Genomic DNA, 18,340 nt, shown 5'->3' on the forward strand with positions numbered 1-18,340 from the left:
TGCCCCGGGGAATCAATTCATCGAAAGCAGCGAGTTGGCGCGCTGATCGTTCTCATCGGCAGTCGACAGAACCTTCATGTTCATTTCAAAGCGCCGCGACGTATCGATCATGGCCACCATGGCCTCGGTCGGATTGACGTTACTGCCTTCGAGAGTACCGCTGATGACCTGAAGGTTTTCATCACGAGGTAGCGCTGCCATGGGGCCACCCTGGGCATTCCAAGGGCCAAACAGGCCATCATCGCGGCGAGCCATGCGTCCATCAGGATTACTGGCCAGCATCAGGCGGCCGACTTCTGCCTGCGCCTGGGTACCCGCTTCGCGAGCAGAAATGGTGCCGTCGCCGGCAATCGACACTTCAGCGTTAAGCGGCAGAATAATGGGGCCGTCTTCCCCTAGGACCGGGCGCCCCTGGGACATCAGCATGCCGGTAGGGTCGACCTGCAACCCACCATTGCGGGTGTAGGCGGTGTCCCCGTTATTGGCCTGTACCGCCAGCCAGCCCTCACCATTGATGGCCACATCCAGCGCCCGCCCCGTGGTCGTAAAGGAGCCCATCGTAAAGTCGGAGCCAGGCGTGGAGTCTGTCGTGACAGCACGTGTGGCGTAGCCCTGCCCATTGACCGGTACCGCACGGGCAGCGCTGAGTTCGGCACGAAAGCCACTGGTCGAGACGTTGGCCATGTTGTTGGCAACGGCAGATTGCCGCTCCAGACTCTGTTTGGCGCCCGACATGGCGGTGTAGATGATTCTGTCCATGACCCGCTCCGAAAAGCTTGAGGAAGATCGCGGCCGGCATTATCAGATGTAACCGAATGCCTGCCCTTTGTGACGCCTAGTAAACACGCAAAGGCGCTCTCTTAAAGGCACAAGAAAGGCACGAGAAAGGGCGTATTTCATCATCTGTGGTAGTGCCCATAAAAAACGACCGGCCAGAGGCCGGTCGTTGGAGCTACAGAGACTGAAATTAACGCAGGTTGACCATGGTCTGCAGGATCTGATCCTGGGTCTTGATGGTCTGTGCGTTGGCCTGGTAGTTGCGCTGCGCCACGATCATAGTGACAAGTTCAGCGGCCAGATCCACGTTGGAGTTCTCAAGGGTTCCGGAAAGCAAGGACCCCAGCTGACCAGTACCGGCACTGCCCAGCAATTCCTGTCCTGACTTGCCGGTAGCTACCCAGCCGTTGTTGCCATCAGGCTTTAAACCCTGCTCGTTGGTAAAGCTGGCCAGCGCGACGCGACCCAGCGCACGACTCTGGTTGTTGGAATAGTTACCCATTACATCGCCATTTTCAGCAACCGAAATCCCTGTCAAACTACCTGCAGCATATCCATTTTGTCCCGCCTCCTTGACGACAAAGCTGCCACTATTCTGGGAGATTCCTGATAGATCGATATTAGCGGTAACAGGTGCTGTACCATTCTTCGCATCAAGTCGGATAGCCATGGTAGCGCCATTAACTCGCTCCCCCTGAATGGCAAACTGGCTATTTTCCGGCATGGCACTATAGCCACCATCAATATTTCCAGTGCGGCTGTTCGTAGAGGAAATCTGACCATTCGACCCGAAGTTTAACAGGGTTGAACCGGTATCTTCTGAATACTGTTTAACGATACCTCCTGCTCCATTTTGCGCACCTTCTACCGTGGCATAAAGCGTTCGCTCACCTTCAACCTTTTGCCATACACCATTGCCGTTAGGATCAGAAGGAGCCTGCCATCCATCAGCAGCAAGGCCAGTAGCACCACGATTTTTGTCAGGCAACTCTGGAGCGTTAGCCAGTGCTGTTCTTGTATTGACTTCCCAAGTATTAGTATCGGTTTTCACGAAATAGAGACTTACTTGCTGAGCATTACCTTGCGAGTCATAGGTTGTCAGCGAAGTCTGCCAATTGTAGCTTTTTGGATCATTAGCATTAAAAGGAATTGGGTTTCCTTCAGTGTCTACTCTTATTTTGTCAGTAGAGTCTAAGTTAAAGGTCATTTTTCCACTGGTTGTAGCGCTGGCATCTAGGTCGCCTTGGGCCACTTGCAGCGAGACAGGCTGAGCACCGGCCAGCACAACAGGGTTGGCAGAAGTTGGATCATCGACCGGATAGCCCATCAGCTTGCCGCCGGTGTTGTTGACCAGAAAACCGTTGGCATCCATCTGGAACTGGCCGTTACGGGAATAGGTGACCTGCTGACCGTCAGTCAGACGAAAAAAGCCGCCGCCGTCGATGGCCAGGTCAAGATTGCGATCGGTAGTCTCAAGTGCACCTTGGGCGAAACCCTGTGTAATACCAGACACCTGTACCCCCAGACCTGCCTTGGCCCCGGCATAAAGATCGGCAAACTCGGTACGGCTTTTCTTGTAGCCGACGGTCTGTGAGTTGGCAATGTTGTGACCAATGGTATCCAGCTGGCTGGATGCTGCGTTAAGGCCACTGACGCCCTGTGTAAAAGCCATGGTTCATCCTCTGATTGAAAGTCGTCTCACCGGCACTTGCCGGATGGATCATCAGGACGCGCAACACCGCGCCCGGTGTGCGTTACAGAATCTGTTTGACGTCGTTGAAGGCAACGCTGTCCATATTGGGCCCCAGATCCAGCTTCGTGGTGTTGTTGCTGGTCATGACACCACTCACATAGCCATACTGCAGCGGCCGCGAAGCCACAGCCCGGCCGCTGGCATCAGTTGCCGCAATAGTGACCTGATAGGTACCGTCCTCAACGCGGGCTTTGCTTTCATCAGTGCCATCCCAGCTGAAGGACTGTACGCCAGCCTTGATTGCGCCTAGATCGTACTGATTGATGGTGCGACCCGAACCATCGGTAATGGTGGCGGTGACCTTGGCCGCATCATCATCAAGCTCGATCCCGAAGGGCAACACGGTGTCCTTGCCTACCTGAATCCTGTTGCCTTCCACCAGTACGCCGCGCCCGACCATGGCACTGGCCTGCAGCTTCTGGGAGGCATCGATCTGACCGGTAATGCTCGAGAGCGTGTCGTTGAGCTTGTCAATCCCGCTGACCGTATTGATCTGCGCAATCTGCGAGGTGAACTCAGCGTTCTCCATCGGATTGAGCGGGTCCTGGTTGTTGAGCTGCGCCACCAGCAGGCTCATGAACTCCTCGCCCAGTTCGCTGGCGCTGGTCGCGCCCATGCCGCTGGTGCCGCCAGTGGTACTGGTGCCGTTCACACGACTCACCAGAGAGCTGTCAAATGCCATGATGTACTCCTTGATGATCCGGTTTACTGACCCAGTGTCAGCGTTTTGAGCATCAGTGACTTGTTGGTGTTAAGGACTTCGACGTTGGCCTGATAGGAGCGCGCTGCCGAAATCATGTTGACCATTTCAGACGTGGTATCCACGTTCGGCATGTTGACGTAACCCTGATCGTCAGCGGCCGGGTTTTTCGGATCATAAAGACGGCGGAATTCGCTCTGGTCTTCGCTGATCCCGGCGACGCGAACGCCACCAATCTGCTGGCCGGGTTCGGCCGCCATTTCAAAGGTCAGCTGTCTGGCACGATAGGGCTGGCCGTCCGGGCCTGCCACGCTATCGGCGTTGGCCAGATTGCTGGCGGTCACGTTCATGCGCTGTGACTGCGCCGACAGGGCCGACCCTGAAATGTTGAAAACGTTGAAAAGACTCATTGTCGGTTCTCCTGTCGGTTATCAGGACTCGCGCTGCATGGCATTTTTCAGGCCCTGCAATCGACTGGTCAGAAACTGTACGTCTGCCTGGTAATGCACGGCGTTGTCCGCGAAATTGACCCGCTCCATATCCATGTCGACCGTATTGCCATCCAGACTTGGCTGGGTCGGATTGCGATACAGCATGTCGATACCGCCAACGCTGCCATTGGCCTGCGCCGGAATGTGACGGTTTGACGTCATGCTCAGTGACAGCCCGCTCTGCCCCTCTGCCCGTCCCTGATTGACTGCCCGGTCCAGCTCGGCTCTGAAGTCAAAATCGCGCGCCTTGTATCCGGGTGTATCCGCATTGGCGATATTGGCGGACAGCACTTCCTGACGCTCGGCACGCAGGTTAAGAGACTGCTGCATAAAGTTGAGTGAGGCATTGAGTCGGTCGATCATGGGGAATCACTCCGTTGCACCACGAATCATTAAGACAACAAAGGTTACTTTCGTTTACCTTTTGGAATGAGCGCAGCATAGAGAGCGCGCAACCTTCACCATTGAATGAAAAGGCTGCTTTTTAGGGGTTATTTCGCGTCCTGCTTTTTTGACGGCTTATTTACAATGCACAGCATCCGGGTAACCGTTTGATTACAACAGGCCATGTCATGCTGCTGTCCTCCTTGCGCTCATATCGCCAACGTTACTGCCATGGTGCTGCAGCATTGCTGATGGCCGCGTGGCTGGTGTGCCCACCAGCCCAGGCGAACGAACAGATCATTTATGACGTTATCGAGGGGTTTTTGCTGGAGCAGACCGCCGGTGAAAGCGGTGAGGTGTCCATCGAGATCACGCCGTCGCCGGCGGCGGCCATGGCCTGTCAGGCTCCTTCTGCTTTTCTGCCAGGGCGCGGCGGCAAGGTTTCAGGCCGCACATCAATCGGCATACGCTGCCCCGGCGATGCTCCGGAAACGCGCTACTTTCAGGCTTATGTCCATATCAATGGTCAATATCCGGTGGTCAACCGCAACATCATGCCAGGCGACATGATTGAAGAAGGTGACCTCGACTGGCAGGAAGGCGATTTGACTCGGCTTTCCAGCCGTTTGATTACCGATGCCTCGCAGCTGGTGGGCCAGGTGTCACAGCGACGCATTGCGGCCGGCCAACCGATTCAGGCAGGCATGGTCAAGGCGCCCGTATTGATTCAGCGTGGCGCCGAGGTAGCCCTGCTGGTTCGGGGCAACGGTTTCATGATCAGCAGTAGTGGCCAGGCGTTAAATGACGCAGGGCTTGGTGAAAATGTTCGGGTTAGAATGCCCTCTGGCAGCGTTATCAATGGTGAGGCAAGACGCGAAGGAGTAGTGGAAGTTCACTAATCTATAAGGCAGCCACGTTACATATCGATATCCATTCGACACCTTTCGTTACCTTAACAAGTTAAAGAACCCGCATACGATGTCGATAATGGATACAACAGCGCTTGCCTGCGCCCCTTTATCAGCTCACCCGAGTGAGCGCTTCGGAGAGCATTTAGATGAAAATCGATAGCAACAACGGTTCGATCAACCGCATTGCCAGCCCGGTATCGGTATCACGCGTTAATACGCCTGAACCTGCAAAAACCGAGCAAAGCGACGCGACGCGCTGGGTACCTTCCAGCGCTCACGATGGCTCGCACGACATTGATACGGTACGTGTCAACGAACTGCGTCAGGCCATTCGCGATGGCAGCTTTGAGGTTGATACCGGAAAAATTGCCGACGGCCTGATCGCAAGCGCACAGGAACTGCTTTCGAACAAGGGCTGAGGCACTCTCCCTCTTGAATGCCTTTGGAGAACACGTGGATGAATGATTACGCCAATATCCTGAACCAGATCGATGAGGCTCTGGGACGCTTCATCGACCTGCTCGAGCGTGAGGCCGAGATTCTGGACCATCATCCGGTTGATATTGAAGCCCTGTTGCAGACATGCGAACACAAGGGGACCTCAATGGTCAGACTGGACCAGCTTGAACGGGCCAGAAGCTCGCTGCTCGAAAGTCGCGGATTGACAGCGGATCGGGCCACAAGCGATCGCGCAGCCATCAAGCTTGAGCTCAATGAGACATGGCAGCGTATCATTGAGCGCACGGAGGCCGCCGCACAGCGTAATCGTCTCAACGGGTTTGTCATCGGCAGACGACTGGACTTCCACAGTCGTGCACTCAACTTTCTCCAGACGGCCGCCGGCATGACCATGTACGGGCCAACCGGTCGCCAGCATAATATCGGCCGCTCGAGTACTCATCTTGTGGGCTGACCGTTAGACCAGATACTGATATGCGAAAGGCCGCGCCATGATCATGGCGCGGCCTTTTTTAATGATGTAATAACAGCGATGGTATCAAACAGTACCCCGAGGCATGATCAGGCAGCCATCACTCGACGTCCTGCCGGATCTCTCATCCCCTCGCGTTACGGATCCTGCCTTTGGTAATTAACGAATATCTGCGCGACCCCGCCCTGTACAGGACGCTTGAGCATACCCTTTCCGGGCACGACAAAATGCAGCGACAGCGGCGTACTGATCGGCATCCCTTTGAAAGCCGCCGTGCTCCCCTGCGCCATCTTCAATGCCACACATTCTGAAGGTGCACACAGCCAGGCCTCCGGTAATACCCCATTGGCGGTCAGCTCATAACGCCAGGAGAGCTCGGTCAAATGGCTGCCTGCCGGCGCGCTATCCGCCGACGACAATGCCACTCGATACTCCCAGCCCTTCTGGTTCATATCAGGAATGTTGACCTGAACAGGAATGGCGCCGCCGGTCGCGGCCTGAAGGCCGCCCATGGACCCCATTAATCCGGCAGCCACGACCAGCCACGAAGCAAACCGGGGCTTGATCATGACTGCGATCCGATGATGGCCGTCACCCGAATCTGACGCTCTTCCGGGATTTCTGCCTGAGACAGCACCACCAGACGCGGCAGACGGCGGCGCAAAAACCGCGACAGCAGCGAGCGTACGCCATGCTGGACAACCAGTACGGCCGGAAGCCCACGCTCCTCCTGACGCTGTACGGCCGTTTCGGCCTGTTGAATCAGAGTATCGGCAAGGCCGGGCTCAAGTGCCCCGCCATTGTTGAGCGCCTGCATCAGCATTTTCTCCAGATCCACATCCAGACTGATGACTTCAGCAGGCTCCTGTCCCGGGAAATACTGCTGGGTAATGGCACGTCCCAGCGCCAGCCTCACGGCAGCAGTCAACTCCATGGCATCGGTGGTATGAGCGCCATGATCCGCCAGCGTATCAATGATGGTGCGCATGTCGCGGATCGAAACATCTTCGGACAAGAGCTGCTGCAGGATTCTGGTCAGCGTGGTCAATGAAATCAGCTTGGGCACGACCTCCTCGACCAGATTGGGAGACTCTTTCGTCAACCGATCCAGCAGCTTCTGGGTTTCACTGCGACCCATCATTTCGCTGGCGTGCTCGCCCAGCAGATGGTTGAGATGAGTCGCCACTACCGTACTGGCATCCACCACGGTAAAGCCCTGCATCTGCGCATGATCACGCTGACCGGCATCGATCCAGGTCGCCGGCAACCCGAACGCCGGATCCTTTGTTACACGGCCCTCAAGAGTTCCCATCGCCTGACCAGGGTCAATAGCCAGATACTGGCCGGGCCAGGCCTCCCCTTCACCGATCAGGACACCATTGAGCGCGATGCGATACTGCTGGGGTTGAAGGGACAGATTGTCACGAATATGCACTACCGGCGGCAAAAACCCGACCTCCTGAGCGAACTTCTTGCGCAGGCTCTTGATGCGTTTTAAAAGCTCGCCATCCTGATTCTGATCCACCAGTGGAATCAGGCGATGCCCTACTTCAAGCCCCAGCGGATCCACCAGCTGCACATCATCCCAACTCGCTTCGTGGCTGTCCGTGGTGGCTGCAGGCGCCGGCTGAGTCTCTTCAACGCTGGCCGCCTCCTGCTTTTTCTTGTTCAGGTACCAGCCCAGACCACCCAGCATGGCCGTAAACAGCAAAAAAACGATGTTGGGCATGCCGGGGATGATCCCCAGAAGGCCGATAACACCTGCCGCCAGATAGAGCACGCGAGGATTGTTGAACAGCTGCCCCAACAACTGCTGCCCCACATCCTGCTCGGTATTCACACGAGAGACGGTCACACCAGCTGCCGTCGAAATGATCAGCGCCGGGATCTGGCCGACCAGACCATCCCCGATGGTCAAAAGCGTATAGGTATGGGCGGCGTCACCAACGGACATTCCGTGCTGGGCAACCCCGACAACCAGCCCGCCGACAATATTGATCACCATGATCAGAATGCCGGCCACGGCATCACCACGCACAAACTTGCTGGCACCATCCATGGAGCCGAAAAACTCGGCTTCCTGAGCAATCTCTTTACGCCGCTCACGCGCGAATTTTTCATCGATCAGACCGGCATTGAGATCCGCATCGATGGCCATCTGCTTGCCGGGCATGGCATCCAGAGTAAAGCGGGCACCGACTTCAGCGATACGACCGGCACCCTTGGTGATAACCATGAAGTTGATGACCACCAGAATCACGAACACCACCAGACCGACAGCGAAATTGCCTCCGACCAGAAACTCGGCAAACGCCTCGATCACCTTGCCCGCCGCATCGCCGCCGTTATGACCTTCCAGCAGAACGACACGCGTCGAGGCGACGTTCAGCGACAAACGCAGCAGGGTTGAGAACAGCAATACCGCCGGAAAGGCGGCAAATTCGAGCGGCTTGGTGGTAAACATGCTCACCAGCAGCACCATGATCGACAACGCAATGTTAAAGGTGAACAGCATGTCGAGCAGAAATGGTGGCAGCGGAAGCACCATCATCGACAGGATCATCAGAATCAGAACGGGGCCGGCCAGAAATTTCAGCTGGCTGCTCTGATTCAGACCGCCACGGGAAAACAGTGCACTCAATGCATTCATGTCAGCGATGACCTGTCATGGTAGATAGATTGTCCGGCGCCCGTGACGGACCATGCAGCGCCCGGGCATTAGTTTTCATTGTCATCGTCATCCGAAGGCGACGGGGTATAGGCCATATCTTCGGGGACCTCGATATGGCCGGGTCTTTTGGGCGATCGACCACCTTCGCTACGATAGCGGCGCAGTTGATAGACCCAGGCCAGCACTTCAGCGACCGCGGTATAAAGTGCCGCAGGAATTTCCCGGCCCAGCTCACCATGACGATACAGCGAGCGCGCCAGTGCCGGCGCTTCAAGAAAGGGAATGCGATTTTCCTCTCCGAGCTCACGAATTTTGGCCGCCACGGCATCTGCCCCCTTTGCCAATACCCGGGGGGCGCCCATCTCGTCATCCTTGTAGGCCAGTGCCACGGCAAAGTGCGTCGGGTTGGTAATAATGACGTCAGCCTTGGGGACTTCACTCATCATGCGCCGGCGAGCAATCGCCTGCTGCTGCTGTCGAATACGCCCCTTGACGTGCGGATCCCCTTCCGACTCCTTGTGCTCCTGACGAATGTCCTCCCGACTCATGCGCAGCTTTTTGGTATGGCTCCACAACTGGTACGGAACATCGATGATGATGACAAAGATAAAGGCCAGCAGAATCAAGGCACAGCAAAAGACCACAAGCAGCAACATGTGGCGCATGGCGGACTGGATACTTTCTCCGGCAAGCCCGAGCAGTTCTCCCTGATGGCTATAGATAAAATAGGCGGCCACCAGCGCAATCAGCAGTGACTTGGCGATGGTCTTGGCCAGCTCTGCCAGCGCCTGACTTGAAAAGATGCGCTTTAAACCAGCGCCTGGATTGAGCTTTTTGAGGTCGACCTTGAGAGATTTGGTTGAAAACAGCCATCCACCCAGCGCCATGGGGGCCAGCAGCGCGACCAGCCCCATGATGCCCAGGATGGGCGCAATGGCCAGCAGAGCCCGACCTCCCAGCGCCGAGATGTTGATCATCATCCGTGTCGGATCACGCGCCACATCGGCATCAAAGGTCAACCCATCGCTCATGACTCCGGACAGCGTCTCGCCCATCCAGCTCATGCAAAGCGCCAGACCGGCAGCACCGACGGCCAGCATCAAAAAGGTGGTCAACTCTCTTGAGCGCGCCACCTGACCCTCTTCACGGGCCTTTTCAAGCCGTCGCGCCGTAGGCTCTTCGGTTTTTTCTTCGTCGCTGTCGCCGGACATCTCGACCCCATGAAATCATGTAGAGCATTGTGCTCACTGGTCGACATTGTGCGAGGAGGGAGGGGAAAACAATCGCTCGAATAGCCCACCCGTGGGAGAGCTATTCGAAACATAAGCTGGAAGCGGGATTAAAATCCCAGACTGTCGAGCAGGTCATCGACCTGTGACTGGTCAGTCACGATATCAGTACGCCCTTCTGTCTTGATCTGAGGCCCGTTGAGAAGCCCTTCTGGCGCAGGTTTGCTGCTTCCTTCCTTGGCGCGCTCACGCATGGCTTCCGAGGGAATATTGTCAATCAGCACCTGCAGAAGTTCACGCTCGATCTCGCGGATGACCTCCATCATCTTCTTGATGACCTGTCCGGTCAGATCCTGAAAATCCTGAGCCATCATGACTTCCATCAACTGGCTCTGAGTCGCTCGGGTCTGTACCGGCACCCACTCAAGATAGGCACGAGTGTCGCCTACCAGATCACGTGCTTCGGCCTGCTCGAGCGGCTTGTCGAACCATTGATCCCAGCGCCCTGCCAGCTCGGCTGACTGTTTTTCGATACTGTCCTGAATGGGCTGAGCAATTTCTATGGCATTGAGCGAGCGCTCGGCAGCCTGCTCGGTCATTGAGGCGATATAGCTCAGACGGTCGCGGGAATCGGGAATGGCCTGGGCGGCCTTCTCGACCTCCTTGTCCAGACCGAGCTCTCGCATGTTGTCACGCAACGCACGGGTAAGGTGACCGATCCTGGCGATAAGATCCGGCGGGATCGTATCATCGACGTTCTGCGGTTTGGCATTGGCTGTCATGTCATTAACTCCCGATGGCTATCCGCAGACTTATTTGTCGAGCTTTTCGAAGATCTTGTTCAGCTTCTCTTCGAGCGTTGCGGCGGTGAAGGGTTTAACCACGTAACCATTGGCGCCGGCCTGTGCCGCTGCAATGATGTTTTCCTTTTTGGCCTCTGCCGTCACCATCAGTACCGGAAGATGCTTGAGACTGTCATCGGCACGGATCTGCTTGAGCATTTCCAGACCGTCAAGGTTGGGCATGTTCCAGTCAGAGACCACAAAACCAAAGCTGTCACTGCGCAGCTTGGCCAGACCGTCGACGCCATCCTCCGCTTCATCGACGTTGTTAAAGCCAAGCTCCTTGAGGAGGTTGCGCACGATGCGACGCATGGTAGGAAAGTCATCTACCACCAGAATGTGAATGTTCTTGTCAGCCATGTCTGTTTTTTCCTTTTCAAATAAGTGCGCTCGCGCGCGAGTCAACGATTCTGTGATGCCGCGCTAGACGCGCAGCGCCTGACGATTGTTGCCACCCAGCTGTGCCAGCGCCCGCTCGCACATGCTGGTAATGGGAACAACCTCGCATGCAGCGCCCAGCGCAATGGCCTCACGCGGCATGCCAAATACCACACAGCTGGCCTCATCCTGGGCCAGCGTCCAGGCACCGGCTTCACGCATCTTCAAGAGCCCCTGAGCACCATCCTTGCCCATGCCGGTCAACAGCACACCGATGGCATTCTTGCCGGCACTGATGGCGGCAGATTCAAACAGCGCATCAACGGAAGGCCTGTGGCGATTGATGGGCGCCTCGTGGTCCAGCGAAATCACATAGTTGGCCCCGCTTCGAACCAGACGCAGATGCGCCTCACCACCGGGTGCCAGATAGGCATGACCGGGCAGTACACGTTCGCCGTGTACGGCTTCGCGCACGCTGATGCGGCACAGGCTGTCCAGGCGTGCAGCAAAGGACTTGGTAAATCCGGCCGGCATGTGCTGGGTGATCAATATCGCCGGGCTGTCCGAGGGCAGTGGCATCAGAAATTCTCGGATGGCCTCTGTACCGCCCGTAGAGGCACCCACAATCAAAAGTTTCTCGCTGGAATACAACGGCGCACGAAGCGCGGCCGGCGCGGGGGTCGATGAAGGCTGCGCCACCTTGAGCCTGGCTTTTGAGGCCGCACGGATCTTGTCGGTGATGGCATGCGCGTACTCTGCCATACCCTCGCGAATGCCCAGCTGAGGCTTGGTGACAAAGTCCACCGCACCGAGCTCTAGCGCCCGCATGGTGATTTCCGAGCCCCGCTCTGTCAGGGAAGAGACCATGACGACCGGCATGGGTCGTAGACGCATGAGTCGCTCCAGAAAATCCAGACCATCCATGCGCGGCATTTCGACATCCAGTGTCAAAACATCGGGATTGGTCCGTTTGATCAGATCACGAGCCACCAATGGATCGGGGGCCGTGGCGACCACTTCCATATCGGGCTCCTGATTGATGATTTCGCTGATCAGGCTTCGGATCAGTGCCGAGTCGTCAACACACAATACCTTGATCTTGCTCACCGTCCTGCTCCTTTCATGCCTGCAACCGCGACCAGCGGATGAACTGCATCTTCAACCAGCGCATTGATCAACGTCTTTTCACGACGACAGACCGTGTCACTACCGTTGAGACGCCTGACCCTTACCTGACCCGTTCCCGGCAGATAGTGCACGCGACGTGCATGGCTACCATTGAGGTCCTGCGCAAGCACACGAATGTTTTCACGATCAAGCCACGCCATGACAAACTCGGCATTGGCAAATCCGATGCGTGATGCCATACCGGCAATGACCATACCGCCCCCGAACACCTTGGCTTCCAGCCTGTCACGACGACCGCCCAGCCGACAGATTTCGTCGATCAGGGTACGCATGGCATGTTCGCCATAGCGCAGTTTCGGCCCGCTGGTGTCATGGCTGCCATCTCCGGGCAGCATGTAGTGATTCATGCCACCGACACCTGCGACACTGTCGCGAATACACGCAGAAACGCAGGAGCCCAGCACCGTCGACAGCACCATGGGTTTTGAAGCCACGTAATACTCGCTCGGCAACAGCTTGACGGCGTCAAGACTGTCATCACGGTCAAAGTAAAAGTGGTTGGCCAGGCCTTCCTGCTCGCGAAATTTCATGACCGAGAACCCGGACCTGAAGAGAGCCCATAAACAGTATGTCCCTGCAGCCGGAAGGCATCGGTCAGATAAGTAAAGTTTTCGGAGTGCCCTGCAAAAAGCAGTCCGTTGGGTTTCAGCAATGGCGCAAACCTTTCCAGAATCCGTTTCTGGGTAGGCTTGTCAAAATAAATCATGATGTTGCGGCAGAAGATGGCATCAAAGGGCCCTTCTACGTTCCATCGTGCTTCCAGCAGATTCAGCTGCTGATATTCCACCATGGCCGATAGCGCCGGATTAACGCGCGCCACGCCGGATCTGGACCCTACGCCACGCATGAAAAACCGCTTGCGCTGCTCCATCGACAGCTTCTCGATCTGAGCGATCGGATAGATGCCGGCCGCCGCCGTAGCAAGCGCCTTGGTATCAATATCGGTGGCCACGATTCTGGCACTCTGAGCCTTCGAACCAAGTGCCTCGGTCAGCGTCATGGCCAGCGACCAGGGCTCTTCGCCGGTAGACGCCGCGCAACACCACACCTTGATATTGCCGCTTTGTGCGCGCACATGATCGGCCAAGATCGGGAAGTGATGTGCTTCCCGGAAAAACGAGGTCAGGTTGGTCGTCAGCGCGTTGACGAAATGTTCCCATTCCGTGGAGTCAGGATGGCCATCCAGCAGATCCAGATAGGCCCTGAACTGATTGAGCCCAAGCGTGCGCAAGCGACGTGCCAGACGGCTATACACCATCTCTTTTTTATGTAACGCCAGTGCGATGCCTGCACGCTCGTGGATCAAACGCCTGACACGCTCGAAATCCTCATGCGTCAGTTTTAGATCGCGGCTTTCAGCGACTTCTGTCACGTGTTCTACTCCGCATCACTTGAAGTGATTAAAAGGTTGTCCAGTCCTCTTCTGCTGCCCCGGACGCCGACTCGCTCTGCGGTCGATCGACTTGCGTCCTTGCAGGAGCAGAGGTGCCGGGCCGGCCAGACCTGGTACGTGACGACGTTGAAGCGTGTTTTCTCGGTTCTCCGTCGTGGGCCGCTCCTCCGTGTTTTGTCGAGGAAGCTACCCTGCCTGAAGCTATTATCGGCGTGTGAGCGCTTTCCTTGATCCTGAAAAGACTGACAATTTCATTAAGGTGATCGGCGTTTTGACGCATCGATTCAGATGCCGCCGAAGACTGCTCGACCATGGCAGCGTTTTGCTGGGTCATTTCATCCATGCGCTGAATGGCCTGACCGATCTGGTCTATGCCGTTTTTCTGTTCTCGAGTCGCCGCTGAAATTTCCTGCATCAGCGTCGTGACCCGATGTACGCCACCGACGATATCGGTCATGGTGGACTGCGCTCGGGCCACCAGCTCACTGCCGGCGTGGACTTCAACCGAAGATTTATCGATCAACTCACGAATTTCACTCGCCGCCTGGGCACTACGACTGGCCAGAGAGCGAACCTCGTTGGCCACTACGGCAAATCCCTTGCCCTGCTCACCGGCACGTGCCGCTTCTACAGAGGCATTGAGTGCCAGAATGTTGGTCTGAAAGGCGATGCTGTCGATAACCCCCACGATATCGGAGATACGTGCCGAGGCCTGTGTGATCCCCTCCATGCGGTTAACCACATCTCCCATTTCGCTGCGGCCACGTTCAGCTACGGTCGACGCCTCATTGGCCAGCTTCGAAGCATCACTGGCATGCTCAGCGTTGTGCCCAACCGTTGCGGTCAACTCCTCCATGCTGCTGGCTGTCTGCTCAAGCGATGCCGCCTGTTCTTCGGTGCGTCGCGAAAGATGCTGGTTGCCGGTTGCCAGCTCGCTGCTGGCCGGAGAGATCACCCCAACACTGCCCTTGACGTCACGTACAACCCCCAGAAGGCACTTGCGCATGGTATCCAGCGCCACCATCAGGTGATCCTGACTCTGGCTGGTCGATTCAAGATTGCCGCTGGAAATCTGTCGACAGCACACAAGAGCCTGGTCAAGCGAACGCTGGGCACGTCGTATCATCAGGATGCCCGCCAGCGCGGAGCCTGTTGTCAGCAGTGTTGTCCCCAGGGTAAGTGCGCTCATGAGCATCGGCAGTGACTGCTGCGCCGAAAGTAACTGATAATCCGCAAACAGAAGCCCCAACAGGGCCAGTGATGAGATCGCACATGCGCCTCCCATCAAGCCTGCCTTTTGAGCCGGTGCCATACGCCTCACCCGATGCATCCAGCCCAGAGGCCCGGCCGGGGTAATGACCCCGCGAACCAGCACCCACCCCTTGCCCTGGCCGCTGTTGATACGTCGATAAACCCGCTCGGCGTAGGCAATGGAGGCCTCATCGGCCTTGATGCGTACCGAGGCGTATCCCTTGAGCTGGCCCTGCTCGACAATGGGCATGACCGTGGCCCTGACCCAGTAATAGCCTCCGTCCTTGCGCCGGTTCTTGACCATCCCGGTCCAGGTTTCACCATCACGCAGGGTTTTCCAGAGATTGGCAAAGGCAACGGGCGGCATATCCGGATGCCGTACGAGGTTATGGGGCGCTCCGATCAATTCATGACGCTCAAACCCACTGACCTCGATAAAGGCCGGATTGGCATAAATGATGTTGCCGTCCGTATCCGTCTGGGAAATAAGAAACTGCTGTTCATCAAGCACATAATGCTGGTCATTGACCGGTTGGTTGTTACGCACGAATCGATCTCCTCAAATGAATCCGATGACCAGCAATTGCCGGCATGTATGGGCATATCAAACTATGTTTTGCGCGAAACAAACCAAGGATTAGCGCAGGTTAAAGTACGCTGTTTATGCACACACAAAAAAGCGCCGGCATATGCCGGCGCTTTCAATGACCAATACAATCGATCAGGCAGCCTTGTCGATCAGGGCCATTTCTTCACTGCTCATCAGTTTCTCGATATCGACCAGAATCAGCATTCGATCATCCAGACTGCCCAGCCCCATCAGGTAGTGGGTGGATAGGGTCGAGCCGAATTCCGGTGCCGGCTTGATCTGTTCACCGGTCAGCGCCAGCACATCGGAGACACCATCCACCACCACGCCCACCACCCGATGACCGATATTGAGCACGATCACGACGGTCTGCGCCGTATAGTCCGCGTTGCCCAGCGCGAACTTCAAACGCAGGTCAACGATAGGAACGATGACGCCACGCAGGTTGGTCACGCCCTTGATAAAGGAAGGCGCGTTGGCAATGCGCGTCACACCTTCATAGCCGCGAATTTCCTGCACACTCAGGATATCGATACCGTACTCTTCCGAACCCAGTCGAAAGACCAGAAATTCGTGACCTTCGCCTTCCAGCTGTACCTTGTCGATAGCAGAAGCTTCCATTGTCTCAACTCCCATATGCCCGACCCAGCGGGCAGAATTAAAGATAACTGTCCGTTGTGCACCTGGATCAGTGCAGCGTGGCAGCACTACGATGATGGCCCGAGTGACTGCCTTCGCGATCCTGAGGAGAGCGTGACAGTGCTGGAATGTCCAGAATCAGTGCCACGCTGCCATCGCCCAGGATGGTGGCGGCAGAGATGCCGGGAACACGCCGATAATTGGTTTCCAGATTCTTGACGACCACCTGGTGTTGCCCGATTAGCTGATCGACCTGCAAGGCAAAGCTGCGACCTTCGCTTTGTACGATCATGACAATGCCTTTGGTTACATCCTGCTGCGCATCGGGAATATCAAAGACACGATAAAGCTCTACCAGCGGCAAATATTCACCACGAACATGCAGCACGCGATCATTGCCCGTGACGGTGCTGATATCTTCCGGTCTGACCTGCATGGACTCCTTGATGGCACCGAGCGGCAGGATATAGACCTCTTCTCCGACACGAACCGACATGCCATCGAGAATGGCAAGCGTCAGTGGCAGCACGATTCGGGTGGTGGTTCCCTGCCCGGTGCGGGAAAGAATGTCCACGTGCCCACCCATCTGCGCGATATTACGCTTGACCACATCCATACCGACGCCACGTCCTGACAGGTCAGTCACCTGCTCGGCGGTTGAAAAGCCCGGTGCAAAGATCAGCTGCCAGACATCGTCATCACTCATGGCATCCGACACGGCCAGACCGTTCTCACGAGCCTTGCTCAGAATCCGCTCACGGTTCAGGCCGGCACCGTCATCGCTGATTTCGATCAGGATATTGCCGCCCTGATGACTGGCAGAGAGGGTCAGCTTGCCTGCGGCCGGTTTGCCGGCGGCCAGCCGCCGATCAGGGGTCTCGATGCCATGGTCCAGACTGTTGCGCACCAGGTGGGTCAGTGGATCAACGATGCGCTCGATCAAGCCCTTGTCGAGCTCGGTAGACTTGCCCACCGTTTCAAATTCGACCTGCTTGCCCAGTTTGCCGGCCAGATCGCGCACCAGTCGCGGGAAGCGGTTGAATACTACGTCCATGGGCATCATGCGAATCGACATGACCGCTTCCTGCAGGTCACGCGCGTTACGCTGGAGCTGGTTCATGCCGCTGAGCAGACTGCCGTGAGTCACCGGATCAAAATCGGATGTGCCCTGCTCCAGCATGGACTGGGTAATGACGAGCTCACCGACCAGGTTAATGATCTGGTCAATCTTTTCGATCGACACGCGCAGGGAAGCATTCTCGCTGCTTGCAGCAGCCCGTTCGGCCTTTTTGGCAGCGGGCGCCGCGGTAGCCGGGGCAGCCGTTTTTGCAGGTTCAGCCGGGGAAGGAGCACTGATCTGTGAAGCTGGTGCAGCGTCATCCTTTGCAGGCTCGGGTTTATCCTTCCCGGCTTCGGTACCGGAGGCTTTGGTAGCACTCTCGGACGGCGTTTCGCTGGCACCCTCGAAGGTAATCTGATCGTCATCAACCACGAAACAGAGCACCGCACGAATATCATCTTCGCCCGTGGCGGTTTCCAGCCGAACAGTCAACACATCACCAGCGTGCTGCTGCTCCAGCACGGTGCCAAAAAGCGCCAGCTCTTCTGCCAGACTGGTGGCATTATCTGCTGCCACACCGGCAATTCGGATGACCATTGCACCACTCTGTGCAGGGCCGGAAACGGCTGTCTGAGATGGCATTGTCGTCGCAGATGCAGCAGCGCCTCCCTGGCCTTTCTCTTCAGCCAGAGCCTTTAGCGTGTTACAGATACGCTCATAGGCGGCGCTGTCCGGCTCGGTCTGTTGACGGTAAGCATTGAGCTGATCGCTGAGCATATCCTTGGTTTCCAGAAATATGTCGATGGTTGTGGGGTCAAGGGTCAGTTCGTGATGGCGCGCCTTGTCGAGCAGATTTTCAAAAAGGTGCGTGGTCTCCTGCAGCACGGTAAAGCCAAACGTTCCCGCGCCACCCTTGATGGAATGTGCCGCTCGAAAGATGGCATTGAGCTGTTCACTGTCAGGATCGCTGGGATCGATCTGCAACAGCTGCTGCTCCATATCGCTGAGCAGTTCCTCGGCCTCTTCGAAAAATGTCTGATAGAACTCGGTAATGTCGATGCTCACGACTGATGCCCTGCCCTGCTTCTGGATTCGATCCCACGCTCGACTCGAGCGCACGCGAAAGTGCCTTCAAAACCTGCCGTCATGATGC

At 56.6% G+C, this 18,340-nt stretch carries 19 protein-coding genes; 3 read left to right on the forward strand and 16 right to left on the reverse strand.

Features of this window, described 5'->3' with window-relative positions:
• Window positions 1–12 precede the first annotated feature (12 nt).
• The 5 genes from B9G99_RS15330 to flgB form a co-directional block, all read right to left on the reverse strand.
• The gene (locus B9G99_RS15330) at window positions 13–759 is read right to left on the reverse strand and encodes a flagellar basal body rod protein FlgF (RefSeq protein WP_086622952.1); all 747 of its coding nucleotides are present in this window, start codon (window positions 757–759) and stop codon (window positions 13–15) included.
• Window positions 760–967: 208 nt separating this feature from the next.
• Complete coding sequence (locus tag B9G99_RS15335) at window positions 968–2,449, reverse strand: flagellar hook protein FlgE (RefSeq protein ID WP_086622953.1); 1,482 nt, start codon at window positions 2,447–2,449, stop codon at window positions 968–970.
• Between the two features lie 82 nt (window positions 2,450–2,531).
• Entirely contained in the window at window positions 2,532–3,212 is a 681-nt protein-coding gene (locus B9G99_RS15340; protein ID WP_086622954.1) for a flagellar hook assembly protein FlgD, read from the reverse strand.
• Window positions 3,213–3,235: 23 nt separating this feature from the next.
• On the reverse strand, window positions 3,236–3,640 hold the full coding sequence (gene flgC, locus B9G99_RS15345) for a flagellar basal body rod protein FlgC (protein ID WP_086622955.1): 405 nt from the start codon (window positions 3,638–3,640) through the stop codon (window positions 3,236–3,238).
• Between the two features lie 21 nt (window positions 3,641–3,661).
• Complete coding sequence (gene flgB, locus B9G99_RS15350) at window positions 3,662–4,084, reverse strand: flagellar basal body rod protein FlgB (RefSeq protein WP_086622956.1); 423 nt, start codon at window positions 4,082–4,084, stop codon at window positions 3,662–3,664.
• Window positions 4,085–4,293: 209 nt separating this feature from the next.
• Between flgB and flgA the strand changes: the two genes are divergently transcribed.
• The 3 genes from flgA to B9G99_RS15365 all read left to right on the forward strand — a co-directional run bounded on the left by flgA (window position 4,294) and on the right by B9G99_RS15365 (window position 5,929).
• A complete protein-coding gene (gene flgA, locus B9G99_RS15355) occupies window positions 4,294–5,004 on the forward strand; it encodes a flagellar basal body P-ring formation chaperone FlgA (RefSeq protein ID WP_086622957.1) in 711 nt (236 codons plus the stop codon).
• Window positions 5,005–5,162: 158 nt separating this feature from the next.
• Window positions 5,163–5,435 (forward strand): flagellar biosynthesis anti-sigma factor FlgM, encoded by a 273-nt coding sequence (gene flgM, locus B9G99_RS15360; protein WP_086622958.1) that lies wholly within the window; start codon window positions 5,163–5,165, stop codon window positions 5,433–5,435.
• A 38-nt stretch (window positions 5,436–5,473) separates the two neighbouring features.
• Complete coding sequence (locus B9G99_RS15365) at window positions 5,474–5,929, forward strand: flagella synthesis protein FlgN (protein ID WP_158521525.1); 456 nt, start codon at window positions 5,474–5,476, stop codon at window positions 5,927–5,929.
• Between the two features lie 155 nt (window positions 5,930–6,084).
• Here B9G99_RS15365 and B9G99_RS15370 read toward each other — a convergent pair whose 3' ends face one another.
• The 11 genes from B9G99_RS15370 to cheA form a co-directional block, all read right to left on the reverse strand.
• Window positions 6,085–6,459, reverse strand: coding sequence for a flagellar protein FlhE (locus B9G99_RS15370; protein WP_158521526.1), 375 nt, complete (start codon window positions 6,457–6,459; stop codon window positions 6,085–6,087).
• A gap of 53 nt (window positions 6,460–6,512) precedes the next feature.
• On the reverse strand, window positions 6,513–8,597 hold the full coding sequence (gene flhA, locus B9G99_RS15375) for a flagellar biosynthesis protein FlhA (protein ID WP_086622961.1): 2,085 nt from the start codon (window positions 8,595–8,597) through the stop codon (window positions 6,513–6,515).
• Between the two features lie 68 nt (window positions 8,598–8,665).
• Complete coding sequence (gene flhB / locus B9G99_RS15380) at window positions 8,666–9,829, reverse strand: flagellar biosynthesis protein FlhB (RefSeq protein ID WP_086622962.1); 1,164 nt, start codon at window positions 9,827–9,829, stop codon at window positions 8,666–8,668.
• A gap of 128 nt (window positions 9,830–9,957) precedes the next feature.
• Window positions 9,958–10,629 carry a protein phosphatase CheZ gene (cheZ, locus tag B9G99_RS15385; RefSeq protein WP_086622963.1) on the reverse strand — a complete coding sequence of 224 codons (672 nt, stop codon included), beginning with the start codon at window positions 10,627–10,629 and terminating at the stop codon, window positions 9,958–9,960.
• 30 nt (window positions 10,630–10,659) lie between these two features.
• Window positions 10,660–11,049, reverse strand: coding sequence for a chemotaxis response regulator CheY (cheY, locus tag B9G99_RS15390; RefSeq protein WP_086622964.1), 390 nt, complete (start codon window positions 11,047–11,049; stop codon window positions 10,660–10,662).
• A 63-nt stretch (window positions 11,050–11,112) separates the two neighbouring features.
• Complete coding sequence (locus tag B9G99_RS15395; protein ID WP_086622965.1) at window positions 11,113–12,174, reverse strand: protein-glutamate methylesterase/protein-glutamine glutaminase; 1,062 nt, start codon at window positions 12,172–12,174, stop codon at window positions 11,113–11,115.
• The gene (locus B9G99_RS15400) at window positions 12,171–12,785 is read right to left on the reverse strand and encodes a chemotaxis protein CheD (protein ID WP_086622966.1); all 615 of its coding nucleotides are present in this window, start codon (window positions 12,783–12,785) and stop codon (window positions 12,171–12,173) included. Before B9G99_RS15400 ends, B9G99_RS15395 begins: the two co-directional genes overlap by 4 nt.
• Window positions 12,782–13,627, reverse strand: a complete 846-nt coding sequence (locus tag B9G99_RS15405) for a CheR family methyltransferase (RefSeq protein WP_086622967.1) — start codon at window positions 13,625–13,627, stop codon at window positions 12,782–12,784. Before B9G99_RS15405 ends, B9G99_RS15400 begins: the two co-directional genes overlap by 4 nt.
• A 28-nt stretch (window positions 13,628–13,655) precedes the next feature.
• Window positions 13,656–15,446 (reverse strand): methyl-accepting chemotaxis protein, encoded by a 1,791-nt coding sequence (locus B9G99_RS15410; protein WP_086622968.1) that lies wholly within the window; start codon window positions 15,444–15,446, stop codon window positions 13,656–13,658.
• 174 nt (window positions 15,447–15,620) lie between these two features.
• Window positions 15,621–16,109 carry a chemotaxis protein CheW gene (cheW, locus tag B9G99_RS15415; RefSeq protein ID WP_086622969.1) on the reverse strand — a complete coding sequence of 163 codons (489 nt, stop codon included), beginning with the start codon at window positions 16,107–16,109 and terminating at the stop codon, window positions 15,621–15,623.
• Between the two features lie 67 nt (window positions 16,110–16,176).
• The gene (gene cheA, locus B9G99_RS15420; RefSeq protein WP_086623515.1) at window positions 16,177–18,246 is read right to left on the reverse strand and encodes a chemotaxis protein CheA; all 2,070 of its coding nucleotides are present in this window, start codon (window positions 18,244–18,246) and stop codon (window positions 16,177–16,179) included.
• Window positions 18,247–18,340 lie beyond the last annotated feature (94 nt).

The organism is Kushneria konosiri, from assembly GCF_002155145.1.
Lineage (GTDB): Bacteria > Pseudomonadota > Gammaproteobacteria > Pseudomonadales > Halomonadaceae > Kushneria > Kushneria konosiri.